The organism is Acaryochloris marina S15 (assembly GCF_018336915.1).
In the GTDB taxonomy this organism is placed as follows: domain Bacteria; phylum Cyanobacteriota; class Cyanobacteriia; order Thermosynechococcales; family Thermosynechococcaceae; genus Acaryochloris; species Acaryochloris marina_A.
In genome coordinates this window covers 254545-280790 of record NZ_CP064923.1, presented here as the reverse complement: position 1 = coordinate 280790, position 26246 = coordinate 254545, and the positions used below count along the sequence as shown (strand labels likewise).

The 26246-nt window shown below is 48.1% G+C and carries 20 protein-coding genes; 10 read left to right on the top strand and 10 right to left on the bottom strand.

The window, feature by feature from the left end:
* Nucleotides 1-40 precede the first annotated feature (40 nt).
* The 3 genes from recA to I1H34_RS02015 all read right to left on the bottom strand — a co-directional run bounded on the left by recA (nt 41) and on the right by I1H34_RS02015 (nt 3753).
* A complete protein-coding gene (gene recA, locus I1H34_RS02025) occupies nt 41-1105 on the bottom strand; it encodes a recombinase RecA (RefSeq protein WP_212664113.1) in 1065 nt (354 codons plus the stop codon).
* Nucleotides 1106-1226: 121 nt separating this feature from the next.
* Nucleotides 1227-2111, bottom strand: coding sequence for a class I SAM-dependent methyltransferase (locus I1H34_RS02020; RefSeq protein WP_212664112.1), 885 nt, complete (start codon nt 2109-2111; stop codon nt 1227-1229).
* A 346-nt stretch (nt 2112-2457) separates the two neighbouring features.
* Entirely contained in the window at nt 2458-3753 is a 1296-nt protein-coding gene (locus I1H34_RS02015) for an alkaline phosphatase PhoX (RefSeq protein WP_212664111.1), read from the bottom strand.
* A gap of 262 nt (nt 3754-4015) precedes the next feature.
* On the opposite strand from I1H34_RS02015, the gene I1H34_RS02010 reads away from it, so the two are divergent.
* Together I1H34_RS02010 and I1H34_RS02005 are read left to right on the top strand one after the other, a co-directional pair.
* Nucleotides 4016-4480, top strand: a complete 465-nt coding sequence (locus I1H34_RS02010) for an SRPBCC family protein (RefSeq protein ID WP_212664110.1) — start codon at nt 4016-4018, stop codon at nt 4478-4480.
* Nucleotides 4481-4573: 93 nt separating this feature from the next.
* A complete protein-coding gene (locus I1H34_RS02005; protein WP_212664109.1) occupies nt 4574-5215 on the top strand; it encodes a TraB/TrbI/VirB10 family type IV secretion system protein in 642 nt (213 codons plus the stop codon).
* A 4-nt stretch (nt 5216-5219) separates the two neighbouring features.
* Here I1H34_RS02005 and I1H34_RS02000 read toward each other — a convergent pair whose 3' ends face one another.
* Nucleotides 5220-5738, bottom strand: a complete 519-nt coding sequence (locus I1H34_RS02000) for a hypothetical protein (protein ID WP_235107004.1) — start codon at nt 5736-5738, stop codon at nt 5220-5222.
* A gap of 435 nt (nt 5739-6173) precedes the next feature.
* On the opposite strand from I1H34_RS02000, the gene I1H34_RS01995 reads away from it, so the two are divergent.
* From I1H34_RS01995 to I1H34_RS01980, 4 genes are all read left to right on the top strand, one after another.
* Nucleotides 6174-7256, top strand: a complete 1083-nt coding sequence (locus I1H34_RS01995; RefSeq protein ID WP_212664108.1) for a SpoIID/LytB domain-containing protein — start codon at nt 6174-6176, stop codon at nt 7254-7256.
* Nucleotides 7257-7603: 347 nt separating this feature from the next.
* Nucleotides 7604-9268: a hypothetical protein gene (locus I1H34_RS01990; protein ID WP_212664107.1), complete on the top strand. Its 1665-nt coding sequence runs from the start codon at nt 7604-7606 to the stop codon at nt 9266-9268.
* A gap of 215 nt (nt 9269-9483) precedes the next feature.
* Nucleotides 9484-9933, top strand: a complete 450-nt coding sequence (locus I1H34_RS01985; RefSeq protein WP_212664106.1) for a hypothetical protein — start codon at nt 9484-9486, stop codon at nt 9931-9933.
* Between the two features lie 42 nt (nt 9934-9975).
* Nucleotides 9976-11658, top strand: a complete 1683-nt coding sequence (locus I1H34_RS01980; protein WP_212661850.1) for an IS1634 family transposase — start codon at nt 9976-9978, stop codon at nt 11656-11658.
* A gap of 194 nt (nt 11659-11852) precedes the next feature.
* On the opposite strand, the gene I1H34_RS01975 is transcribed toward I1H34_RS01980, so the two are convergent.
* From I1H34_RS01975 to I1H34_RS01960, 4 genes are all read right to left on the bottom strand, one after another.
* Nucleotides 11853-12527: a L,D-transpeptidase family protein gene (locus I1H34_RS01975; protein WP_212664105.1), complete on the bottom strand. Its 675-nt coding sequence runs from the start codon at nt 12525-12527 to the stop codon at nt 11853-11855.
* 90 nt (nt 12528-12617) lie between these two features.
* Nucleotides 12618-13058, bottom strand: coding sequence for a T3SS (YopN, CesT) and YbjN peptide-binding chaperone 1 (locus I1H34_RS01970; RefSeq protein ID WP_212664104.1), 441 nt, complete (start codon nt 13056-13058; stop codon nt 12618-12620).
* Between the two features lie 12 nt (nt 13059-13070).
* Nucleotides 13071-13376: a DUF4342 domain-containing protein gene (locus I1H34_RS01965; RefSeq protein WP_212664103.1), complete on the bottom strand. Its 306-nt coding sequence runs from the start codon at nt 13374-13376 to the stop codon at nt 13071-13073.
* Between the two features lie 70 nt (nt 13377-13446).
* The gene (locus I1H34_RS01960) at nt 13447-16062 is read right to left on the bottom strand and encodes an O-antigen ligase family protein (RefSeq protein ID WP_212664102.1); all 2616 of its coding nucleotides are present in this window, start codon (nt 16060-16062) and stop codon (nt 13447-13449) included.
* Between the two features lie 77 nt (nt 16063-16139).
* Here I1H34_RS01960 and I1H34_RS01955 point away from each other — a divergent pair, with 77 nt between their 5' ends.
* Nucleotides 16140-17738: an endo-1,4-beta-xylanase gene (locus tag I1H34_RS01955; protein WP_212664101.1), complete on the top strand. Its 1599-nt coding sequence runs from the start codon at nt 16140-16142 to the stop codon at nt 17736-17738.
* Between the two features lie 54 nt (nt 17739-17792).
* Here I1H34_RS01955 and I1H34_RS01950 read toward each other — a convergent pair whose 3' ends face one another.
* Nucleotides 17793-18656: a Tab2/Atab2 family RNA-binding protein gene (locus I1H34_RS01950; protein WP_212664100.1), complete on the bottom strand. Its 864-nt coding sequence runs from the start codon at nt 18654-18656 to the stop codon at nt 17793-17795.
* A 342-nt stretch (nt 18657-18998) separates the two neighbouring features.
* On the opposite strand from I1H34_RS01950, the gene I1H34_RS01945 reads away from it, so the two are divergent.
* On the top strand, nt 18999-20489 hold the full coding sequence (locus I1H34_RS01945; RefSeq protein ID WP_249369717.1) for an ammonium transporter: 1491 nt from the start codon (nt 18999-19001) through the stop codon (nt 20487-20489).
* Between the two features lie 433 nt (nt 20490-20922).
* On the top strand, nt 20923-22377 hold the full coding sequence (locus tag I1H34_RS01940) for an ammonium transporter (RefSeq protein WP_235111118.1): 1455 nt from the start codon (nt 20923-20925) through the stop codon (nt 22375-22377).
* 124 nt (nt 22378-22501) lie between these two features.
* Here I1H34_RS01940 and I1H34_RS01935 read toward each other — a convergent pair whose 3' ends face one another.
* Nucleotides 22502-24733, bottom strand: coding sequence for a glycoside hydrolase (locus I1H34_RS01935; protein WP_212664097.1), 2232 nt, complete (start codon nt 24731-24733; stop codon nt 22502-22504).
* Between the two features lie 51 nt (nt 24734-24784).
* On the opposite strand from I1H34_RS01935, the gene gatA reads away from it, so the two are divergent.
* Nucleotides 24785-26233 (top strand): Asp-tRNA(Asn)/Glu-tRNA(Gln) amidotransferase subunit GatA, encoded by a 1449-nt coding sequence (gatA, locus tag I1H34_RS01930; protein WP_212664096.1) that lies wholly within the window; start codon nt 24785-24787, stop codon nt 26231-26233.
* Nucleotides 26234-26246 lie beyond the last annotated feature (13 nt).

The following is a 26246-nucleotide window of genomic DNA, read 5'->3' as shown; positions in this document are numbered from 1 at the left end:
CAGAAAGTCAAAGCGTTGCCGGGAATAGATAGAACCTGGCCTACTCGGATTTCGCTTTTTTTCCTTTTTTCGTGGAAGCGACGGTATTAGCCGAGACTTCCGCTCCCGTATCTAGCTTGGCTCTCACCTGCTGAGTTAGAGATTCTGTGAACTCGGGATTATCTTGCATATAACGAACGGTATTGTCTCGACCTTGGCCAATATTTTCGCCGTTATAGCTATACCAAGCCCCTTTGCGAATCAGGATCTCAGTTTCTTCAGCCATATCTAATAGGCAACCGAGGGTAGAAATGCCTTGACCAAAAATAATGTCAAACTCTCCAATCCGAAAAGGAGGAGCCACCTTATTTTTAACCACTTTGACCTTGGCTCGAATCCCAAACTCTTCTGTTCCTTTTTTCAAGGTCTGGATGCGGCGAATATCTAGACGTACGGAAGCATAGAACTTAAGGGCATTACCCCCCGTGGTGACTTCAGGGTTGCCATAGGTGACACCAATTTTTTGGCGAAGCTGGTTGAGAAATACCACTGTACAACCAGTACGACCAATGTTGCCGGTAATTTTTCGTAGGGCCTGGCTCATCAGGCGGGCCTGCAGTCCCATGTGGGAATCGCCCATATCCCCCTCAATTTCAGCTCGGGGAACTAGGGCCGCTACAGAGTCAATGACGACAATATCCACTGCTGTAGAGCGAACCAGCTGATCGACAATTTCTAAAGCAGATTCTCCAGTATCAGGTTGGGCGACGAGTAAGTTCTCTGTATCTACCCCAAGAGCTGAGGCATAGGTGGGATCAAGGGCATGCTCAGCATCGACGAACGCGGCAATACCGCCGGATCGCTGCACTTCTGCGATCGCATGCAAAGCCAAGGTCGTTTTACCGGAACTTTCAGGGCCATAAATCTCAATCACCCGGCCTTTGGGCAGGCCGCCGCCTAAAGCTAAATCAAGGGTTAAGGCACCACTAGAAATCGTCTCCACTTTCATCTGGGCGGCATCTCCCAGGCGCATGATCGATCCCTTACCAAAGGTGCGCTCGATTTGATTCAGCACAACGCCTAGGGCTTTGTCTTTCTCAGAGTTAGTGGGATTATCAGTGGCCATGGACACCTCAAATGAAAGTAAATTGGGCAAGCATCACTTTATTGTGCACCATACCAAAGTGCAGTTTGACCCCAGTCGTCACTTTAAAAATCCCGCAGAAACGGCAGCGGTGCAGCCCACCTTAAACGGCTTTTTGATAGAGACCCCAAAAGATATCGCCGCCTATATAGGGGGTTTTCATTTGGTCAGGCATCAAATTCAAGCCTTGGGCGACGGCCTTTCCCCAAGCCTTATCCATCAGTTGGTATCGCAATACCGATTTCCGATACTGACCATTCATCCACTTGCTAGGGCTGCCCCGCGCCACTTCCCGAAACCCATATTGGGCAACGAGGCGTTCTAATTCGGGGGGCGAAAACCAATGGGAACGACTCGGGGGCGTATAGGCATGCCAATTTTGGCCTCGCATCCGAGCCAGTAGACTGGAGCGATCCCATGTTTCAATCAACCAATACCCTCCGGGTTTCGTCACCATACTGGCGGTATGCAGCGCTAGTTTCAAATTGTAGAAATGTTGGATCACTTGCACCATCATCACCAGCTCAAACCGATCGGATGTGGGATAGTTTTCGAGGGTGCCCACGGTCATTTTTAATCCCAACTGCTGCTGACCAAATTCAGCAATGCGGGGATTCGGCTCTAGCCCTTCTCCCCGCCATCCCGAATCCATCAGCCCTTTGAGAATAAAGCCAGCAGCAGCCCCCACATCCAAAACGGTGCCAGGCAACACATAATACGCCAATCTATCTGCGTAATATTGGCCGAGTTGTTGCAATAATTCGGCTTCCGCTAAGTAATCGATATAGCCGGGGCCATCCCCCTGAAAATACTGGCCGTCATATATTTGGCTAACACCTTTGGCAGTGGGTTGTTCTTCTGCAAATTGGTGATGACAGCGATCGCATTCTCGTATCCAATAGCTATTCTTGCGAAATAAGCGCACACTGCTTTGGTCGCAAATAGGGCAGGTCAGTTGTAGCGAAGAAAGATTGGTTTCTGAATCCATGCAGTCAATGGGACTAGGGTAAAACAAGAAGCGTTAATGCATCTCGTCATCTCAAACTTAGGCGCATAAAGTGAGTAGTTATACAGACTTATTGGTATCCATACCTTAGAGATAACATCAGCTGTTTATAACTATTTAAAACATAAGGCTCTGGTAACCATGGTGATCGATATCAAGACGGCTAGGCCACAGATATAAAGCTGTTCTACTTTCAGATCCAAAAGACATGCTTTTCGCATAATCTTGACCCAATATTGCCGAATTTTGACACTCGATGTGATCTTTTTTCTTCACCAGTTTATATTTATTCAGCCAAATTGTTTTGATCACATCCAAAGTTTTAAATCTAAGCCTGAGCAAAAGGTCCCCAAATAGCAAAGGTTATCCCAGGGGTCTGGATATTCACAAATAGCGTCAAGGGATTAGTTGAAAAACAGGCGCCTGCTAGCTCTTTATCATTTAAGGCATTCCGGGCAAATGAATAGAGTTGTCCCTGTTGATTGATACCTCGAATAAATTGTTCACCTCGCCCATCCTCACACAGGAACAGATCGCCAAAAGGAGCCATCGTTAAGTTATCAGGATAGTCCAAGACTCCTGGATTATTGGGCTCAACAAATAAGGTCAAGGTACCCCCGTCGGCATCTGGGGTATACCGCCAGATTTGGCCGAGGCTAGCAACACCCCCGCTCGTACAACAGAACAACGCCTCGCCTTTACCCAGACAAATGCCTTCCCCACGGCTAAACAGAGCAGCACCTTTGGCATATCCCTCCGCTCGCACGGTATCGGTTAATGGATCAGGATTTTCAATTCGCACCCATTCCACAGGCAGCGGTTGACCAACAGGAATATCCTGTTTGGTATTGAGTTGAGGTTGCCCTTTAATTTTCAAAGCTTCGAGCACTCCCCCAGCCTGCAAATTTTGCGGTTTCTGGGGACGGAAACGATAGAACAGCCCATCTCCACGATCTTCTGTTTGGTAGACAATATTGCTATCAGGGTCGATGGCAACCGCTTCATGATTAAAGCGCCCCATTGCCACTAGTGGTTTGGGTTCAACTGGTCCCGTGGCTTGAATCGGCACTTCGAAGTTATAGCCATGCCGCTTGCTAACCGCCGGGTCGCTCTCTGGCGTGGACGTATTCTCTTCGCAACTAATCCACGATCCCCAAGGGGTGGGTCCACCGGCACAGTTGCGATAGGTACCGGTCAGAGAGGCATAGTGCCGGATTAACTGACGCTGGGCATTCAGCACCAGGGTGGTTGTCCCTCCAGTACATTGCGAATCATAAGCATTGCCCCCCTGTACAGATGGGGTCTGGTTCGGACTTAATTCATGATTACGAATCAGAATAGTCGTATTGTTGGGGCCAGGAAAGGCTGCCATTCCATCATGTTTCGCAGGCACTGGAAAACCATCGCTCATCCGTTCTCCAGTATGGGAAAACGCTCGATATTGAAAGCCACGAGGTAAATCTAGGAGTCTGTTGGGGTCGGGAATCAGCGGACCATATCCTTCAGTGTGAATGGATAAACCGTTTGCTACTCGGGTAAATAGGCGCGATAGGGGAGCACTGATGAGAGTTCCCGTTAAGCTTGCTCCCGCAATAGAGAGGAAATGGCGTCGTGAAAAATTCAAAACTGTCTCCTATGGTGAATCGCTATTCCACGGCTGAACGATAGTTTGGATGATTATGGCAAATCTACAGCCAATGTGTCGGCAATCATTCTTGATCTGAAGACCTCAGATTCATCGAACCCAAGAGAATTCAGTACCCAAGCGCCCCTACATACTCTAAAGTAAGATTGCCAAGGCTATTGCACGATGCAGCGCCGCACAACGTTTGCTTGTTTTAACATCGTGTTTGATTCAGCAATTGCCAACCGTTTTTCTACTGAATATGGCAGACACAACCACATTTGAACAATCTGTCTACATCGATGCCCCGATTGCCATCGTCGATCAAACGATTACCGACCAAGAGCTGATGCATCGTTGGCTCAACCCCCTTCTAAAGTGTGAACCGGTAGGGGAATGGAGTTCACAGCTAGATAGCCAAACCCGCTTTATGATTCGCATCCCGCTGCTCAATCCTACATTACAGAGTCGTGTGATTGAACGGCAGGAGGGGCTTGTGGTTTGGGCTTTTGACGGTTTTTTCCAAGGACGGGATCGCTGGCAATGCCAACCCGAGATTGGGGGCACTCGTTTGATTAATCGGTTTGAGTTTCGGATGGAGAATCCGATTGTTGCCTTCGGTTTTCAGACCTTTGCGGCGAAACTGACTCGTCGAGACATGCAGAGTCAGTTACAGCGGCTTAAACAGGTAGCAGAGCAGTATTATGTCCAGTCAGAGTCATCGTAATTCGCCTTAACCGTCAGGAACATTCCTCGTCAACTCTTTGTCTTCAAAGTATGCAAGGACAAAGTGCAACGTATTTCATGCGAGGACAATCCCATGACTATTCATCGACCAACTTCTCAAGCCGGGTTAGCAGCGCTATTGGCGTTGGGGATTTGTAGTGCTGGTGTTGCACCTCTTATGGAAGCTCTGCCAGTCCAAGCCCAAAGCTTTCCCCGGTCCAACCGAGTGGCCCTAAGCTCCGGCACGGTGATTCCTGCTGCCTACCAAGGCGCTGAGCGAATCATTCTCAAGCCCGATGAAACGTTGCCTGTGACGTTGACGGTGGTCGAGAATGTCCGTAACTCTAGAGGCACGATCTTGATTCCCCGAGGCAGTCGCATTGCGGGTCAACTGGAGCCCAGTGGAGAGGGGACTCAGTTTATTGCCAATACCTTAATCTTGACTAACCGCGACCGGCAGGATATCGATGCTACATCTGATGTGATCACTCGCAAAGAAGAAATTCGTAAAGGCAATAACGATCGCATTTGGCAGGGCGCACTAGTGGGTGGTGCAGCGGCGGGGGTCTTGTCTGAGATCTTTGGCGATGTCGGCGTTCTAGAAGTTCTAGGTGGAGCAGGTGCCGGTGCTTTAGGAGGCTGGTTGCTCGGTCGACGCGAAAAAGTAGAAGTGGTTGTCATCGATGCCAAACAAGATCTCGATTTAACCTTAGATGCAACTTTAGCGCTGCGTTAGTCCCTTATGGTTCTTGGGCAGTATGGCCGGAGTGAACCGCACAAACATCAAGAATGCGCATGTCGTTATTGTTGATCTGCTGGATGGCATAGTACTGATTTAAGTTGACACTATGCTCATAGGTCTGCTGCTCATAACTTTCTAAAATCGATAGGGTCAACTGCCCACCCTGCAAATTACCCGCAAAGCAATCAAAGGAAGAAGACGGCATAAAAAAGGCTCCAATGACCCGATTACGCTTCGTCTTAAAGATCAAGTACTCAGTTTGAAACTTTCCAGGTTCCCGCGCTTGTCCAAATAGGTGAACGCCATCTTTGAGGGGAGATTGAGGAAGTGAAACAGCGACAGCATTATTGGAATTCTGCTTCACGCCCTTGAACGTTGATTGAGCCTGGGCACAGAGGGATGTAACAACTCCAACCTTGACAAAAGCCAAGACACTCAGTAGATAAATCGGTAACCTTTTATACCGTTTTCCCCTCTGAGATGAGGATCTAGAGATATTAAACCAATACTTATTCATGAGGCTTAATCGAAAAACACACAGGGGATCAGTTAAAAACTGAGCTAAAACACAAAGGAATTTAACTAAAAGTCTTTTATTACTCTCATTGTCCTCTTGTGAGTCTCATTTTTGGTGCGTTTCTTAACAATTGATGAGATCTCTATATAAAGCTTTGCAGATTGATGCTGTATAACGCTTTTCCTCTGTTTTTGAAGAAAATATCTTGCAATATATACTTATTTTTTTAATATTTGCATCCAAGAAATAATGAACTTGTATTTCGATACATCGAGTGGATGCGATTGACCTGTTCTTGAATATGACCGGGCACTTTAGGAATAAGTCTATACCTCTTCTTTTTCTAATTCTCCGTATAAAATCATGATAAAGGCTTCAAACGATAGAATAAAGAAGATAAAAGACTTATTTTGAATATCTTTAATCTCTATTGATATGATTTGCTCTCAATTTAAGATTTTTGGGTTCAGCTCTGTTCCCAGTGCTGTTCTATTGCTGACCATCAGTCTTGGAGGGCTCATCGCGGGTAGCTGTGATCGTCAAACTACAGTCCGATCAACATCAAGCGTTCAACCCGTCAGACCTTCAGCACCAGTCATTCCAACACCAGAGTTAACCACTTTGGTGCCGACGCAACCGCCTCCAAGTGCAGCGATAAAGAGCCCTGTTTCCGCACCTCCTACGAAGACCAAGCCAGCTGCGCCTTTCCCAAAATCTACGAGCAAGGCCTCTTCATATCAGGCCAATCAGGTGAAGGCGCTGGCGTTACCTCCAAAACCCACTCAAGCGTCCCCCCGAGTTCCGATTCGAGTTGCGATCGCACAGCAGTCCTCCTACTTAGTCATTGGATCCTCCACCCCCGCCACCGTGGTTGATCAGCAAGGTCAAGCCGTCAAAAAACTAGTGCCTGCCGCCGCCGAGAACTTTATGGTCCAAGGCGGACAGATGCGCATTGGCTCTCAGAATGCTCCCAACGTCGTGTGGATTAAACCTGAATCTGCCACAGGTCTCGTCTATGTTTCGGGTCGTTGGTACCGAGGAGCCGTCCAGGTGATTGCCAATAACGGCAAACTCACAGGCGTCAACCATCTCGATATGGAGTCCTACCTCTATAGCGTTGTGGGTTCAGAGATGCCGGCATCATGGCCCCTGGAAGCCCTTAAATCTCAGGCGATTGCCGCCCGCTCCTACGCTCTCGCCCATATTGCACGTCCAGCGAATCCCTTATTTGATCTGGGGGATACTCAACGATGGCAAGCCTATAAAGGCATCGAAACCGAAACGGGTTCTACCTTAGCTGCGGTCGAAGAAACCGCAGGCATTGTGCTATCCCACAACGGCGCAGTGGTGGAATCTCTCTACGCAGCCTCGGATCAAATTGTACGAGAGGTTCATAAAGGGTTTGGCATGAGCCAAAATGGCGCCAATCAATTGGCTCAACGACAATATAATTACCAGCAAATTCTGGCTCACTTTTATCCCGGCACTCGCTTAGCGTGGCTGCAGTTTTCTTCTTAGAAGAATCCGTTTAAGCGTTTGGCAGTTGCACTCTCAGATAGATGTGCTATCTTAAAACCATTCCACACTTGATGTGTTTGAGAATAAACCGTCCAGGGATTAAGGAGGTGATGCCCATGCAAGATAGTAGTATAATGCAGGGTCATCAAGTTAAGCTAGGTCGGCTGTGCGCCGAGACTGTTCTCTGATCAACTACCTAGTAGTTAATGTCGGAGTTCTTTCGGCAGTCAGACTTTAACTTGAATGATCCGCTAGACCGCTCCCAATTTTTCAGACTGCCCTAGCTTTGCTAAACAGTTTGTTCCGATTGGGAGCGGATAGTCGTTTAAAGGAGACTCCGCTGACCCGTGGATCTAAAAATCCTTTATCTGCTGCATCGAATCATTGCCCTCGGTTCTAAGCACCGTTCCCTATTGTCTTTTCTAACGGTGCTGGCGGGATTTATCTCCATCGATATCATCTGCACCCGCCTATTTGCTATTTCAACGCAAACCCTTGCGCAAATCTGGCTGGTTTATCCGAATTTTTTAGAGACGCTTGATATTGGCTTTGCCCCTGAAGTGTGGCTATCTCTGATCGCCCTGACCCTAGGGACATTGGTGATTGCCATCTCCGTCGCCGCCCAAACCATTCCCAAAATTGCAGAACTCTACATGCGGGATTGGGTGAGCTTGACCTACATTTGGTTCCTGATGATCGGGGGGAGTCATGCGCTACTGATCAAGTATTACCAAGACACAGCCAGCATCAGACCCGCCAGCCTGATACTAAACCTCTATATCTTTCTACCAGCGTCAATCATCATTGCTTTTCCCTATATTTTCTATGTCCTGAAAAGCATTCAGCCCATTACGGTGATTCGCAAGATTGTAGATACCCATATTGCCAATATCCACAAACTGAGGCGGTCTTCCGTCAACCGACTCCTTCACAACAATGCCTATCGAGAAGAATGCCAGCGCCGCCTGCTAGAGTCTTTGAATCAATTAGGCAATTTGCTGGAATACCTGACCTTTAAAGAGCCCAAAGCCCAAGCCATTCAAAATATTAGTCTGATGATTCAGACGTTCATCACTACAAAGCCCAACATTAACCCCAAGTTTTTCCAGGTGGGGCATACGGTTTGCTCTGATATTTCCTTCAAAACTCTGATTGATCAATTCGAGGATGTAGAACGGAGCAAAACGTTTTATGAGCAGAAATGCTTTCGCCTCCTGGGGAATATCTATGTCCATCTCTTGGATGATTCAGAGTTTGATTTAGCCTCGCTCTGTGCCTCGGAAATGAGCAATATTGGCCTGAAAGCGATTGAACTGAAAGATGACCAGCTCTTAGAGGTGATTATTGTTCGCTTTAACACCATGTTCCGGTTTGCCCTTAAACATGGAGTCAAACATAATGAAGCTCGCAATCTCTATAATTTGGCCTTTCACTATCGGGCTTTTATTGAAAACCTAGTCACCCACCACCGCCTCCATCATTCCTGGCAGAGCTTCTATTACCTGCGTCTTTATGGCAATGAAGCCTATGGCTATGGTCGGACCAGTTCTGCCATGTATTTCATTGTGGATGTGGTGGCAGCCGAGATGAAAAAAATCTTGGTGCTAGTCCATCAACAACAATGGTCTGAAGAGATTCAAAAACAGCTGCTGGGAGAGATGCTACTCGTCGATCGGCCACCAGCGATTGAAACAGATAGCCTCAACCACCCCCACCTCAATAGTGGCGTCCGCACGCTGCAAATTTGTTTAGCTCTGTTTTATCTCAAAGAGCAAAAGTATGATTTTGTGGACTGTATCATCGCCGACATCCTGGATGATATAGCCGTTCTGGGGGACAAGGCCTTTCGAAAGCGGATTAAGAAAACCTGCGATCGCTTACGGGCATCCCAACCTAAATTTTGGGAGGATACGGACCGGGGCAATGCCAACCTTTACTACACCCCCGATCAAGATCACATTAAACCCTTTTTGATGCTGCTCGATAAGCGGCTAGCGGAATTGGGCAAATGACTTAGACAGCCAATATAAGCCCATTTCATACCTATCATTTCAGCTAAGACACCTAATAAAACCGCACTTTATACCTAAAATTAAATTTCCTGTTGTTATCGTGGAGAGAACAGGATGAGTTATGGGTTGTGCTGAGCTGGCCAAATACCCCGTGACTCAATCCAGCCAGGAGAACAGGATGGATGTGGCAAAAAATACTAACGATTTTAGGCTCTATGCTAATCACAGCCTGCCAGCCGGGGTTTTCCACAAAGTCTGCTCCTGTCACAGTTAGCGAAATAGAAGGTCCAAAATCTGAACGGATTGCAACCGTCACTAAGCTGTTAGTCACGCAAGAGCCGCTCCCCAGCCCATTGCAAAATGCCTACTTTCTTGAAGAACAAATTGGGGACAACCAGTTAGGACCCAGCGATTATGTGTCATTTGGCATGTTGGAGATCAAACCCGACGATTTGTCTGCTTGGCGAGGTAAGCTGTTGCCCCTTAAAGTTCAGCCTGACTATGTTGCCCCCCAAGCGTCACCAGATTGGTGGGTAAATGTTGCTGAATATTCTTCCTTGGAATTATTTAAGCTGCGTCCTTACACCCAACGGATTCACGGCTGGATTGGTATCGATGCTAAAACGAACAAAATATATATCTATCCGACATTCAGCAGGTACTAACCATCAAGGGATAATTTTGAGGTTGTCTCTCAACGCAAGTCCATGTATTCACCTCAAGAGATAGACGTTCAGGATATTGACCATCTCGGTATTATTGCCGGTATCGTCGATGAGATCGGCATTGTCGAAATAGTGGATCGATTATTAGGTACTCACGAGCAAGAGAATGTTAGTTGTGGTCAAGTTGTCAAAGCCCTGATTCTAAATGGTATGGGCTTTTTGAGTGCTCCATTGTACTTATTTAGTGAGTTTTTCGAAAGCAAAGCAACCGAGCACTTACTCGGTCAAGGTGTACTGCCAGAGCACCTCAACGATACCCGTATCGGTCGAGTCCTCGACAAGCTCTATGCCTATGGTGTGACCCAGATATTTATCCATGTGGCAATGGCAGTCGTTCAGAAATTCGATGTAGCTCTAAGGTGTGCGCATCTAGATGCGACAAGCCTTAGTGTTGAGGGGCAATACTTAGATAAACCACAGGTTGAGGCGTCAGACGAATCCCCCTCTGCACCTGAGTCCCCCTCCCCTGCACTGGCTGAATCAGAGGAGCCGATACCCGTGAAAATCACCTACGGCTACTCACGGGACAATCGTCGTGATCTCAAGCAGTTTGTATTGAACCTACTGGTGAGTGGGGACGGGGGTATTCCTTTATTTTTACAAGTGGGCAACGGTAATGATGCGGACAAAAGTACGTTTGTGCCTATCATCCATGAATTTAAGCAACAGTGGAGTCAGCAACAGCCAGAGGTGATTGTTGCTGATAGTGCCCTCTACAGTGCCGACAATCTGCAAGCATTAGGAAGTACATCTTGGATTAGCCGAGTTCCAGCAAGTTCAACGGCAGCCCAAGACTTATTACAAGGGCTGCCGGGTTCACAGTTTCACCCCAGTGCTCTCAACGGCTATAGCTTTGTCGAAGTATGTAGTACCTATGGAGAGATTCAACAACGGTGGCTGGTGGTTGAAAGTAAAGCTCGCAGAGACTCTGGACTCAAACAAGTGCAAAAGCGGATTGATCAGGCGTTTAGCCAAAAAACTACTGCACTTAAAACCCTCTGCAAACAGACCTTCTTGTGCCCTGCAGATGCTTTAGCTGCAGCCCAAGATTTTGGCAAAATCCTCAGGTATCACACCCTTGACGATCTCAAAATCCACAAAAAACCTCATTATTCAAAGGCTGGACGACCGACAAAAGCAACGGTTGTGACTCACTACACCTATTCTATTGAGGCTACCTTAACCCTCAATGAGCCAGTCATCGAACGCTATCGGCGGCAAGCAGGTCGTTTCATCTTAGCCACCAATCTCTTGGAACAAGAGCAATGGAGCAATGATGATATTCTGCGCGAGTATAAGAACCAGCAGGCGTGTGAAGGAGGCTTTCGCTTTATCAAAGATCCACTCTTCTTTGCCTCTAGTGTTTTCCTGAAGACACCTCGGCGTATCGCTGCCTTAGCCATGATCATGGCCTTGTGTTTGATGGTCTACAGCTTAGGACAACGACAGTTAAGAAATGCACTAGAACAAGTACAAACAACTCTCCCTAATCAGAAGGGGAAACAAACTATGAAACCTACGTTACGTTGGATTCTCCAATGCTTTCAGGCCGTCCATTTAGTTTGGCTTGATGGTGCCAAGCATCTCATCAAGCTCAACAGCAGGCAGCAACTTATCTTGCCGTTCCTTGGGAAGGGCTGTAAAAAATATTATCTGCTCTGCTAGCTAGCCTGCTGAATGTAGGATCTATACTTTCACCACCTAACCATAAGCATCAAATGTCCGTCTAAGAACCGACAAATTCTGACTTCAAAAACAGCCTACAAATATCGCTGTCCCTCTAATTCATCAAGCACGGCTAGCGGATTCAAGATTTCTCAGCCAACAGATTGGTAGGGACAGAGATGCCTTCTATACAGCTAAGGCAAAATCTCAATCCAAGTCCCTTTGCTCACAACTCCATATAACTCATCCACATCTTGATTTTTGAGAGAAATACAGCCCCAAGTCCAGTTCTGACGCTGATCCACTAAATGATTCGATCCGACTGGCACCCCATGAATACCAATTTCGCTACCAACGGTATCGCTAACCTTGATTTTGCCCTGACGTTTGGCGTCCAGGTGTTTGCGCCAAGAGTCGGCGGTTGGATAATTAATCCAGAGAAATTTTGACCAGCTGGGATGGGGATATTTGTCTTGGATTTGAAACAGACCTTCGGGTGTTTTGCGATCGCCTTCTCGTAACTTGTCTCCTGTCGGTGCACTACCCAACACCACAGGATAGGACTTGAGGGGTTTTTGATCGTAGTAAACGGTCAGTCTAAATTTAGATTTTTCGATCAGAAGGGTGATTTTTTCAGAGTCTAGGGTAGAGAGATTCATGAGGGTTGCGATGGCCTGATCTCCATTGATCAGGCCATCGCCCACGGGAGGCTGATGTAATCCCTTAGGAGCACACTTTTCACCACATAAAACCTCAGGAAAATGAGTGAGGGAAAAAACTAATCCCAGCTTGCTAAACACACCATATAAGCCCACACAAGCTAGCAAGAAAATCCCAACGAATAGGAGTCTCTTGGTGGATAGCTTCATGTTCCAATTCCATCAATATTAGTGTTTTCGGCCAATGTCTGGCTCCTTCACGCCGTTAGACACTGGCCGAACAGTCTTTGTGAGCCATCTTCAAGGATTCCGGTCCAAAGCCCGCTCCCCGCCCCAACGCTCAACAATCTGATCGTCGTAATTATCGGCAGCAGCCAAGACCGCATGCACAGAGGCTTCTAACTCATTGGGGTCACAAGTTGAACCCACAATCGTATGCTCAAACAGGATGTCACCTGCATCATTCACAGAAAAAGCACCAAACCGCATTGCTGCGTTTTCACGCAATAGATGAGCCTGCAAATCAGCAGCCATCTTCGCACCTGAGACAACGGTAGAGCGAATATTGATGACACTATCTTCTTGCCAGGGATAAACGCGCACCTCCACCCATGCTGAGCCCATAAACAGGCCAAAACCAGGCTCATCTAGTTTCTCCCAAGGGATTTGCTCAAAGAGTTTGTCCATCCAACCGGCAACTTTGGTGTGGCACTCTTGCTGAGCTTGCGTTTGAAATTCCATTCCAGTCCTTAACTATTCCAGCGATTTCTCTATAACAATAGTAAGGCGTGCTGCGAAAACACCCACGACTCCCAACACGGTCAATAAGGGAGCTGTGATGATGCCGACAGCGCCAACCCCCATGCCTACGGAAAGGGGAATCTCCATTAAGGAACGTCCGGCATCGGTTTTAATGATAATTTTGCGGACATTACCTTTTTTGACAAGCTCTTTTACCTTATCCATCACTGAGCCACTGCTGAGTTTGAATTCTTCAACCCGATTAGGATCGCTAGGGGTGGCATCTTTCATAGGGACCTGATCGCTGGGTTCACTCATGGGGTTATTCTCCGAAGAATAGCGCAATTAAAAATTAGGTTTACAGATTGCAACAGAGGATGAGATGGTTCTAATCCATTGCACCACTTTGAATCAGCGATGAGGTCAGCATAGCATTCTCTGATATGGCTTCAACCTCTGACAACAAAGCATTACGGCGCTCTTGCAAGGCCCGATCTAAATCAGGGAAATATTCAGGCACAGGCATCATGTTATTAAAAATTTCGGTCATAACTACATTATCAATGACCAGAAAAAAGTCTGTCGGATTAGGACCATCAGTATGACGACTCAAAACCCCAAAACCAGATCGTTGTCGATGGTATTTGCGCACGATGGGATAGTCTTGTAACCATTCTTGGAAGATTCGAGCCTTCTGCATACTGTCTAAAGTAATTTGCACTAGTTGCTTCGTCTCTTTCGTACCAGTTCCCCTCTGCCAGGCCTGAGTCAACAATGACGCTCGTTGATCCGGCATGACCCAAGCTTGGATGATATTGCGAGAGGCCTTCGATAATTCTGGAGAAATCTCAATGGGATCTCCTGGCTTACTCTGAGCCACCTCTACCAAAGCTCGACTGAGGGGGCTACCATAGGTGTCGAGATCGGCTTGAGCACCCTCGAAGTCGCCACTCCACCACTGCAAACTGCCTCTACCTTTATGAAGATGGGTATTCAAATCATCCAAATGCTGATGCCCTTGGAGCAATTGGTCATAGCTCTGCTCTAAGTTAGCAAGGACCGGAGCATAAATAGACTGCAAGGGGGGTGACTTCCAAGCGGGACTCGTGATCCAAATGGGATTGCGCAGGCATTCTAAGGTCATGGCTTGCACGGCGAGATCCGTTTGGCCCTGACCTAATAAACTCAGACCCAAACCAAAAAAGACCCCTCGTTTTGCAGGCACTAATTCTGCAGACTGGGCAAATTCTTGGGTCGCTTTCTGTGGATCAATCTGTAGGTAAAGCCACCCTAAATTGGTATGGCCAAATTCTTGATCAGGAGTCGCCTGATTGCCTTGGATAAAATGCTGAGTAGCCGTTTGAATCAGATAATTTCGTAACTTGGGATCCTTTGTTTTAAATCCCATTTCTCCCAAGTTCCATCCTAACTGGTAGGAATAATAAGGATCCCATGGGACCTTAGCTTGGGCATCTCCCAGGCGCTGGCGAAATTGGTCGATCTCTTGCTGATCTAAAGCGGCAAATCCTTGGTTAGACAACTGCCAAGCAGCATGGATGGGCATGACCGATATTCCAAAGGCCAAGACAATCCCTAGAAGAACACCTGCCATTGATTTGATCCGTTTATCAGAGGGCGCATGAGCTTGGGTTGCCTCGTTTGCCGTACCCATAAAGCCAGCGAGGCAACCTAGGCTAATGATAATGAAACCACTAATGCCAATATTGTCTAACTGGTAGTCCGTGAGGGAAACAAGACTGTAGCCTAAAAGCCCAGCGAGCAAACTTTGGGGCAATAAATTAGATTGATGTGTCGCTGCTCGGGTAATGTATCGCCCACCTTGCCAAACCAGCCACGCCACCAAGAGAACAAAAGGGACAATCCCCCCTAAACCTAGCTCGGCCCAGAGTTGCGGCAAAGTTCCATGGAGCTGATAGGCATGTTCTGCTTCTAAGCCCGCCCAGTGAGGTCGATAGGCCTGATAGGCCAAGGGGACACTTCCTGGTCCCATCCCCGTCACAGGTTGTTGAAGCCCCATCTTCCAGCCTGCCACATGGGTAATCAATCGATAGGCCATATCTCCACCAGAACGGCCTTGCAAGAAATTACTGATTTGACTGCTGAGGCGATTGTTGGCAAGGACTAAAACGACAACAATTCCCAGGCTGGCCAAGGTTCCACCCATTAACCAGCGACGGTTCAGTCCCTGTTGCCGAAAGAGGACCAATCCCAAATAAACACCGGCCACCAAAAGCCCCAACCAACCTCCTCTAGAACTAGTGGTGTAGAGATCGATCAGGCCTAACCCAAAGCTGCCAAACCACCACCATCGCCAACGAGGATGGGTCCACCCCAGTCCAAATAAAAGGGGCAGGGCCAGAACTAAATAGCCAGCCACATAGTTTTGATGACCAAAGGGAGCCCAATTGCGCAGTTCTAAGGTTGAGAAGTTATAGCTGGCTTGCACTCCTACTTGTTGAAGAGATTGGAGTCGATTCAACTCTGGCAATAATGTCTGGCTCACCCACAGAAACAGACTAGTGACAATGAAACCAACACTCACTATCCCTTGGGTCACCAGCAATCGCTGACGGCGCAGGGGTGTTTGTGTCCAGGCATTGATGCAGTAAAGGGCAGCTATCCCACCCAGGGCAGCTCCCGTGTACCAACGCGCTTGGTTGGGAAATACGGCCAAAATTGTCGATAGAAGCAGGCCAATCACGGCCAAAGCAGCGAGCCAATCTAGCCCTTGCTGTAAACGAGGGATGGGGGAACGTTGCCAGAGCTGTCCCACTAACCAAAGGACGGGACAAAGCCAGGCCAATTGCCATACAAACACCCAGGGCCACGCCACCATAATGCTGTGGCTGTCCGGCATGAGGGTGAATAGAAAATACAACCCTAGACAGAGAATACCGAGGAGCGATCGCGACTGGGTAGCCGCTTCTGTATCCGCAGAAGAGGGGATCAGATCATCAAATTGTGAGTCTGAGGATATGGCCATTACAAATATTGGGTACCTTGCAGTCAGATTACCCGGATCGCTAACTTTAGCTGACAACTCACAATGGGGGGCAATAAATGACAGCAATCGATCGACGGCAGTTTTTAACGTTAACAGGAGGAACGGCAGCACTACTCGCCCTGGGCTCTTCGCGACCCGATACCTCTAGAGCAGAGGTCCCTACCGGTACTGATCAAATCAAGCTGCAGGCTTGGACATCTGCGGGTAAACCCATACCTGCAAAGGTCTTCAACCAAACGTTTTTCCTCACCTTAGAGGATGAACCCATGCCCAATCCTCCCCGTCAAGTGAACTCAGGTGTTCTGTGGACCACACCCCCATCTGTTCCTTTTGCGATTGTGCTTTATCTGGCGGTTAAAGGGTTTGGTAAAGTGGCCCTCTATGCCGACAACCAGGGTCGAGGATATACCCCAACAGATTTTCCTCTGAATTTAAATTTGGCCTGTGCCGAGTCGCGGATACATCGGGTGCGGACTGCGATCTCAACTTGGCAACAACAAGGCTTTCAATGTCCCCCTGCCATCACAGAGCAACTTCAGCAAGCCGAGGCTTACCTCCGACAGGCCCAAGCAGCTGCCAATCCCAAAGCAATGGCTGCCTTTGCCAATGATTCTCTACGGGAAGGGTTATGGGCAGGAGAATCTGCCGTCTTTGCCCACGCTCAGCATCAAATTCATCAGCGAGGTCATCGACCTGAGTTTCTATTTGGCTGCAATTTCTTTCGCCATCCAACCGCAGGCGCAGAGTATGATCGTCGATTCAAACAGCTATTTAACTTTGCCACCCTGCCCTTTTACTGGCGTTCCTTTGAGCCAGAAGCTGGAAAACCCAATTTTGCTCAAACCGATGAAATGGTGAATTGGTTAGAAGCAGAAGGCATTACCCCTAAAGGGCACCCCCTCGTCTGGTTCCATGGCGCTGGACTCCCCGTCTGGGCCAAAGACAAACCCTATGAGGAACTCAAAGATTTGCTGCGTCAGCGCGTGGGGGAGATTACGGGACGATATTGCGATCGCATTCCCTACTACGACATCATCAATGAGGCCCACGATATTGACTGGGCCAACACCCTTAATTTCTCGGCAGAACAGCAGCGAGAGATGACTCAGCTCGCAGCACTTGCCACGAGTGGAGGCCATCCAAAGGCACAACGCATCATCAATACCTGCTGCCAGTGGGCTGAGTATATTGCCAGGGGTCCTCACCAAATCCCGTTACAGAGTGCCTACCAATACCTCCAAACCTGTCTTAAAACCGATATTCCCTTCGAAATTATCGGTATGCAGTTGTATTATCCCAATCAAGACATGTTTGAAATTAATCGGCTCCTGGAGCGGTTTAGCCAGCTTGGCAAACCGATTCACATCACAGAACTAGGGGTTTCCTCTAACACCACTCGGGCTGAGAATACCCCCTTTCCCGATCCTCCTGGACTCTGGCATGGACCTTGGAATGAAAATATCCAAGCTGATTGGGTAGAACAGTTTTATACCCTGTGCTACAGCAAATCCTACATCCAAGCCGTGACTTGGTGGGATCTCGCAGATGGTGGTTTCTGGCCCCATGGTGGGCTACTCAGATCAGATTTTTCGGCCAAGCTAGCGTATCTTCGCCTGAACACTCTGCAGAAACGTTGGTTAGCCCTAGGTGCCTAAAGCACAACTATAGAAATTTCTGCATCTTTGGCAACATCAGGGGAAAACACGTTATTAAGCAGCCGTCATTTCTTGCATTAACCAGAATCCAGCAAATTGCTCAGAATCAGGCGAAGATTGCACTGCCACAAAATGAACCTGTTGAGCCGCCTGCTTCGTCTTTTCAAATCCCTGAATTTCGGCCACTAATTTGTCGTCATTCAGATAGGCAATCACCCAGCGATCGCTGAGTCCTGTCTCTAAAAGCAACTGAGGTTTAGGATCCATTTCCAGCTTCAGACAGGACAGTTCTAAACCAGACATCCAGCCAGAAAGTGGGGTAGAGCGTTCCGAGAAAATCAGCAGTCCGGGAATTTCGGTCTCTGGTGGTAGATTCAACTGTGCCAAAGGAATTTTATCCCCAAAAGCAATATCCCACTCGTCCATGTCGGCAAAGGCACTGAGTTGAAGCGTTACTAGACGCCACCCCTCTCCTTGTAAAGCATCCGGTAAAGGCTTAGGCAAAGTGGGCTCAAATACCATGGGCGCAGCCATCATCGGTTGATATCCTGGATGCTGAGGGTAGACGGTCTGCTCCCGTTCGCAAAGCCACTGATACACGGCAAAAGTTCTCCGACTCGGCTGAGCCGGAATTTCCAAGGCTTCACAGGCCCGCGGAATAATACTCTTCATCGAACGCCGAAAAAAGCGGATTCTTTCTGGAAAGTCTTGCTCACCATAATTCCCTTGTTGCCGCCATAGGGGTAAAGCTTCGGCTAATGATTCTTGTAACCAGCGAGCATTAGCCTGGGAACCAGAGCAGACTTTGGTGAATTCAAAGTTTCGTTGAGAATCACAAACCAGTAGTTCCCAAATTTTTTTTTGTTGCTCGTCTAAAATAGGGCGCGAATAAAAATCGATTTCCCAAACCTTACTCATATTAATGTCAAACCCTAGATGCTTTATCAGTGTAAAGTTTTGGGGAATTAGGTGAGAAACCCCAAGATGTTATTGATCAACTTCTTTCAGGTTACTCTGTTCTCTACCCAGAAAGAAATGTATCACTCTATACAGAACTGCGACCTCTACCACTGTTGAATCGATTAAATCAGTGGGTTGGGTGAACCCCTATCCAATTTGCTTTACCGATCGGGCTTATCTTCTTTAGATCGTTTAATTGCTTTAGTATCCAACGTTTAGGAATGGCTGAAGTCTCTACATCTAAATCAACTACTAGAGCAATTGGTTGTCCATCGTTTATCTAGGAAACGTATTGTGGTGATGTCTAAGCCTATTAAATCGAGGTCAAAAAACCTCAAGCGCAAAAAACGCTTATCTCCTGCTTGGCAAGTATGCTTGCCAATGACAGCAATAGTTTTATTATTCTGGTCCGTGGCGGCCGTTGCTCAAGAAGCAACACCCCCTGACCCCACAGCAACCCTCACCGTTGGCTTGGACACGGTCTGGGTTCTGCTCTGTGCCTTTCTCGTCTTTTTCATGAATGCTGGATTCGGCATGCTTGAAACTGGATTCTGTCGGCAAAAAAATGCCGTCAACATCCTAGCGAAGAACTTAGTTGTATTTGCCCTAGCCACCATTGCTTACTGGGCCATTGGCTTTGGCTTAATGTTTGGTGACGGCAATCCTATCTTAGGAACGACAGGTTGGTTTGTCAGTGGGGCTGATAATAGCCCAGCTATCGACAATTATGAAGGTGTGTTTAGCGCCTTGAACTGGACAGGGGTTCCCCTCTTTGCTAAGTTCCTCTTTCAACTCGTGTTTGCCGGCACAGCGGCCACGATTGTTTCTGGTGCTGTAGCTGAGCGAATCAAGTTTGTTTCTTTCTTGATCTTTAGCTTGGTCCTCACTGGGGTGCTTTATCCCATCACTGGTCACTGGATCTGGGGTGGCGGTTGGTTAGCTGGCATGGGCTTTTGGGACTTTGCCGGTTCTACTGTGGTTCACTCGGTCGGCGGCTGGGCAGCTTTTGTCGGCGCAGCTTTCCTCGGACCTCGGTTAGGCCGCTATTCCCAAACTGGGGCAACTGCCATGCCTGGTCACAATATGAGTATTGCGACTTTGGGTTGTTTGATTCTCTGGTTGGGCTGGTTTGGCTTTAACCCAGGATCCACTATGGGTGTCGGTGATGGGTCTGCCATTGCTCATGTGGCGTTGACGACTAATATTGCGGCTGCTTTTGGTGGCGTTGCTGCGACGTTCACTGCTTGGTTCTACCTGGGAAAGCCTGATTTATCGATGATCATCAACGGTATCTTGGCTGGTCTGGTCGGTATTACAGCTCCTTGTGCTTGGGTGACTGTGCCTTGGGCTGCAGTGATTGGTCTGATTGCTGGGGTGATTGTTGTGTTTGCAGTCACTATCATTGATGGCTTGAAGATTGATGACCCGGTTGGTGCTATCTCTGTTCACTGCGTTTGCGGTGTTTGGGGTACTTTGGCAGTCGGCCTCTTTTCCCAAGGACCGGATGGTCTCATCTATGGCGAAGGCGGCGGTCCTGCGAAGGGGTTAATCCTCGGGGGTGGGTTTGAGCAAGTGATTCCTCAAATCGTTGGCATCTTTGCGGTCGGTGCGTTCACTTTGGTCACTGCAGCGGTTACTTGGGCCATCATCAAGGCGGTTGCTGGACTACGCGTTCCTGAAGAAGAAGAAATCAAGGGTCTCGATATCAGCGAACATGGCATGGAAGCCTACAGTGGATTCCTCAAAGATGCTCAGGTTCAAGGTAGCCGCGCTCCCTCAATGATGCGTTAACGACTCTCTAAGACCTATTTAGTGCATTTCTGACATTAGAGGTTGAAAAGCATATATTCACAAAAGGCCCTGGTATTAACCAGGGCCTTTTGTGAATATATCCAAACTATAAATGCCCACTTTTGCATCTAAGGCTAGGGTAGAGAATATTTTATGATTGAGGCTTCAATGGACTGGCCTAGCTAAGCCATAAGTTCTCTCACGGAAGAAAAAATGTATCTAAAAATACAGAACTACATTACCTAGCACTGTTGAATCGATTAGATTAGAACCCCGAAGAGAGTTCGGTCCATTCAAGCCCCAACTATCACTTAAGTAATCATTCAAAGATGGCCCTTAATTCGTTATTTAGTAATGGTTTCGATGTCCCCATCTAAATCAACTACTAGAGCAATTGGTTGTCCATCATTTATCTAGGAAACGTATTGTGGTGATGTCTAAGCCTATTAAATCGAGGTCAAAAAACCTCAAGCGCAAAAAACGCTTATCTCCTGCTTGGCAAGTATGCTTGCCAATGACAGCAATAGTTTTATTATTCTGGTCCGTGGCGGCCGTTGCTCAAGAAGCAACACCCCCTGACCCCACAGCAACCCTCACCGTTGGCTTGGACACGGTCTGGGTTCTGCTCTGTGCCTTTCTCGTCTTTTTCATGAATGCTGGATTCGGCATGCTTGAAACTGGATTCTGTCGGCAAAAAAATGCCGTCAACATCCTAGCGAAGAACTTAGTTGTATTTGCCCTAGCCACCATTGCTTACTGGGCCATTGGCTTTGGCTTAATGTTTGGTGACGGCAATCCTATCTTAGGAACGACAGGTTGGTTTGTCAGTGGGGCTGATAATAGCCCAGCTATCGACAATTATGAAGGTGTGTTTAGCGCCTTGAACTGGACAGGGGTTCCCCTCTTTGCTAAGTTCCTCTTTCAACTCGTGTTTGCCGGCACAGCGGCCACGATTGTTTCTGGTGCTGTAGCTGAGCGAATCAAGTTTGTTTCTTTCTTGATCTTTAGCTTGGTCCTCACTGGGGTGCTTTATCCCATCACTGGTCACTGGATCTGGGGTGGCGGTTGGTTAGCTGGCATGGGCTTTTGGGACTTTGCCGGTTCTACTGTGGTTCACTCGGTCGGCGGCTGGGCAGCTTTTGTCGGCGCAGCTTTCCTCGGACCTCGGTTAGGCCGCTATTCCCAAACTGGGGCAACTGCCATGCCTGGTCACAATATGAGTATTGCGACTTTGGGTTGTTTGATTCTCTGGTTGGGCTGGTTTGGCTTTAACCCAGGATCCACTATGGGTGTCGGTGATGGGTCTGCCATTGCTCATGTGGCGTTGACGACTAATATTGCGGCTGCTTTTGGTGGCGTTGCTGCGACGTTCACTGCTTGGTTCTACCTGGGAAAGCCTGATTTATCGATGATCATCAACGGTATCTTGGCTGGTCTGGTCGGTATTACAGCTCCTTGTGCTTGGGTGACTGTGCCTTGGGCTGCAGTGATTGGTCTGATTGCTGGGGTGATTGTTGTGTTTGCAGTCACTATCATTGATGGCTTGAAGATTGATGACCCGGTTGGTGCTATCTCTGTTCACTGCGTTTGCGGTGTTTGGGGTACTTTGGCAGTCGGCCTCTTTTCCCAAGGACCGGATGGTCTCATCTATGGCGAAGGCGGCGGTCCTGCGAAGGGGTTAATCCTCGGGGGTGGGTTTGAGCAAGTGATTCCTCAAATCGTTGGCATCTTTGCGGTCGGTGCGTTCACTTTGGTCACTGCAGCGGTTACTTGGGCCATCATCAAGGCGGTTGCTGGACTACGCGTTCCTGAAGAAGAAGAAATCAAGGGTCTCGATATCAGCGAACATGGCATGGAAGCCTACAGTGGATTCCTCAAAGAGTCATAAAACTCCCTTGTGCTAAACCTATAAACTGGGTTTACTGAATCTGATCATTCATCATGCAAAGCCCCCAGAACTATTTCAGCTCTGGGGGCTTTGCAATCTGCTGTGCTAGAAGCTTAGCCAGCCCTTAGGGCACCTGTAGTGGCACCAACATATTCTCAGGGAGGTGCTCCACAAACTCACCCTGCTTGGATAAAATCACAACCAGTTCCACAGGCCAATCAGGCTCTAGATGTAAATCGCTCCATGGCACTGCGATTTCTAGGCATTGATCGAGGCCAAGTTGTACATGATGGGACCGACCGTGCCATTGGTCATGGTCAGCGGCTTCTTCTAGCCAAATATCATGATTGGTGAGATTAATGCCCAGATGATGATGATATCGGTAGTTGAGAGGGCTTTGATCGGGAACTTGGCCTAGAGGAATCAGGCTATTATTCATGGTTTGTCCCGGATAGAACCACAACAAGTGCAGTTCTGGGGGAGAATCAACCCCCGGTTTTTTACCCACCTGAAAATCAAATCGCATATAGAAATTCAGGTGATCCAGCCCATACCAAAGGCGTTGGATGGTGCTGCTACGATGCATCGTCCCCCTAGAACCAGCGATGGTAATTCGCCCCGCATGGTCCCAATCTTGTTCATCCACAACCCCGTTGATCACTGGATGGATAAAGCTTTGGGGACGATGATCTGCCGTTGATTGATGTTCTTCCAGGGGATACTGAAGGACTTCAGGAACGGGCTCCTCTAAGGCTTGATAGAGGGCGACTAAATGCTCCCGAAAAAGCTGATCAAAAATCTCATCTTGATTCGAGGAATGTCCTTCACCAAACCACCAAAACCAATCGGAGCCTTCTGCTGCATATAAAGCTTCCCAGGCATCTGGGTTTTGCTCTTCGGTAGCTTCGGGATGCTTTTCTAAAGTTTTTCTGGCCTCTGTCAATAAATCCCAGGCTCGATTTTTGACAGGATCACCAATCCAAGTGGTGAAACTGCCATCTACCCAAGATCCACTATGGAGCTTAGTCGTCGGTAGGGTCTCTTGGGGCGGAAACTGTTCTAGGTATTCAGAGACGGTGACGAGTTTGAGGTCATCAATCTCACTGAGCTTTTGATAGAGGCTTTCTAGAAAAGGGATGCCGTCTCGTTCGTAGTACTCCCAGCAGTTTTCGCCATCAAGGGCAATAGTCACCAGCCAGGGCTTGGCCAGAGCGGTTCCTTCTTCGGGTTGGCGGTCGATGAGGGTGTTTGAGATCGCATGTAGATGCCCCACTAAATCAGAAGCTGCTTCTTCCGGCTGCATAGCGCTATAGGTGAAGCCCACCAGATCGGACAATCGGTGATCCCGAAAGACAATCGACAGATCGCCTTCGTAGGTACTTAAGCGATAAGGCTGATATAGAATCTCAGGCTCATAGACATTGCCCTGTTCATCCCGATGGAAGAAATGATGAGTGGTCCATCCCAAAACGGCCTCATCAGAACAAAGCCAGTTGAAGCCCTGCTTAGCGACATGGGGCAAAATACTAGGACTCACGGACTGCTCAGAGGGCCATAGTCCGCGAGGAGATCGTCCGAATCGTTCCTCATACATCTCCCATCCCTTTTTCAAGTGGCGAGGGATATCGTCTGGCCATTGGAATTGGGCTTCCGGTAAATCCATATGGGGAACTGCCACGCGTCCCGCATCGGTATCGGCTAACAGGGGCAAAATGGGGTGGGTGTAAGGAGTCGTCATCACCTCTAGCTGGCCGTCGTCTTGCATCTGCCGATGTTGGGGCACAATGCGACTCAGGATCTGGCGCTGCTTTTCGATAATATCTTTGCGATCTTGCAGGCTAAAATTGCGATCTTGTTTCAACCATCGGGCAATATCCGGGTCATCCCAAAAGAGAGGATCAATCCAGGCTAGATTATGCCAGGCCAATAAATCCCCATAGTCTTGGGCCGTCCAGTTTTCTAGACACCAGGCTTCCCCTTTGTCCTGCTTTTGACCAAACAGTTCTGCATAGCGAGGATGGGGATCAACCAAGGTTTGGTGATGGGCATCAAAGAAATGCTGGGCAATAAATTGATGTTGCTCTGGCGTCAGCTGTTCTGTGGGAAGAGTCGCCACTTCTAAATAAGGGTCAACGGCGGTCCCCGCCACATAGTCTTCGATCTGCATGAGCAGCGATGGCACCAAGTTAACGGTTTGATGCAATTTGGGATAGCGGCTCAGCAACAGAACTAAATCTAAATAATCCTTAGTCCCATGCAACCGAACCCAAGGAAGTCGGTATTTGCCGGTGACTCGGCTTTTATAGAGAGGCTGATGCTGATGCCAAATAAAGGCGATATAAAGCGGGTGAGTCATAGGTCACCGTATACTGAGGACTGGCACATTTTGAACAAAAGGATTTGCTGCATGGCATCCATCCGAGCGTTGCATCAAGAGTTGATCGCTAAAGAACGATCAGCCCACGAAATTACCGAAGCAGCCCTGGAAACCATTCATCAATTAGAACCCAAACTCCATAGTTTTTTGGCCATTACTGCTGACCAAGCATTCGCCCAAGCTAAACAGGTCGATGCTAAGTTAGCTGCGGGGGAAGAGATTGGTTTACTAGCGGGAATTCCCATTGGTATCAAAGATAATATGTGTACCAAAGGAATTGCTACCACTTGTGGATCAAAAATCCTTCAAAACTTTATCCCCCCTTACGAGTCTACAGTAACCCAAAAGTTGGCGGCTGCGGGGGCAGTCATGGTGGGTAAAACCAACCTGGATGAATTTGCCATGGGCAGCTCGACGGAGAACTCTGCCTACCAAGTCACTGGCAATCCTTGGGATGTGTCGCGAGTGCCGGGCGGATCGTCTGGTGGGTCAGCTGCTGCAGTGGCCGCTGATGAATGTGTGGTGTCTATTGGGTCTGATACCGGTGGCTCCATTCGTCAGCCAGCAGCCCTCTGTGGTGTGGTTGGCCTCAAGCCTACCTACGGATTAGTATCTCGCTTTGGCCTGGTGGCTTATGCTTCGTCTTTAGATCAAATTGGTCCCTTTGGGCGCACGGTTGAAGATGCAGCCATTCTCCTGCAGGAAATAGCGGGCTATGATGCCCGTGACTCTACTAGCCTTAAGATAGAAATCCCTGATTATTCCAAGTCTTTGATTCCTGACCTTAAAGGGAAAAAGGTAGGCATCATCACCGAAACCTTTGGAGAAGGACTTGATTCGGTTGTAGAACAAGCGGTCCGCAAAGCGATAGACCAGTTAGGTGAACTCGGTGCTGAGGTCCAAGAAATTTCTTGTCCACGCTTCCGCTACGGATTACCCACTTACTATGTGATTGCCCCGTCGGAAGCTTCTGCAAACCTAGCCCGCTACGATGGTGTGAAGTACGGCTACCGAACCGAAGATCCAGAGGATCTGATGTCCATGTATACCCATACTCGGGCAGAAGGGTTTGGGACTGAGGTTAAGCGTCGAATTATGATCGGCACCTACGCCCTATCTGCAGGATATTACGATGCTTACTACTTAAAAGCTCAAAAGGTCCGCACGTTAATCAAGGAAGACTTTGAGAAGGCGTTTGAGAGCGTGGATGTTTTGGCCTGTCCCACAACCCCAACAACAGCATTTAAAGCAGGAGAGAAAACGGCTGATCCTTTAAGCATGTATCTCTCTGACTTAATGACCATTCCAGTGAATCTGGCAGGCTTACCGGGTCTAAGTCTTCCCTGTGGCTTTGATGACCAAGGATTACCAATCGGATTACAAATTGTTGGTAATGTCTTACGGGAAGATCAGGTGCTACAAGCTGCCTATGCTTATGAGCAATCGACAGAATGGCATAAGGAAGCCCCCAAACTCTAGACAACAGATCTAC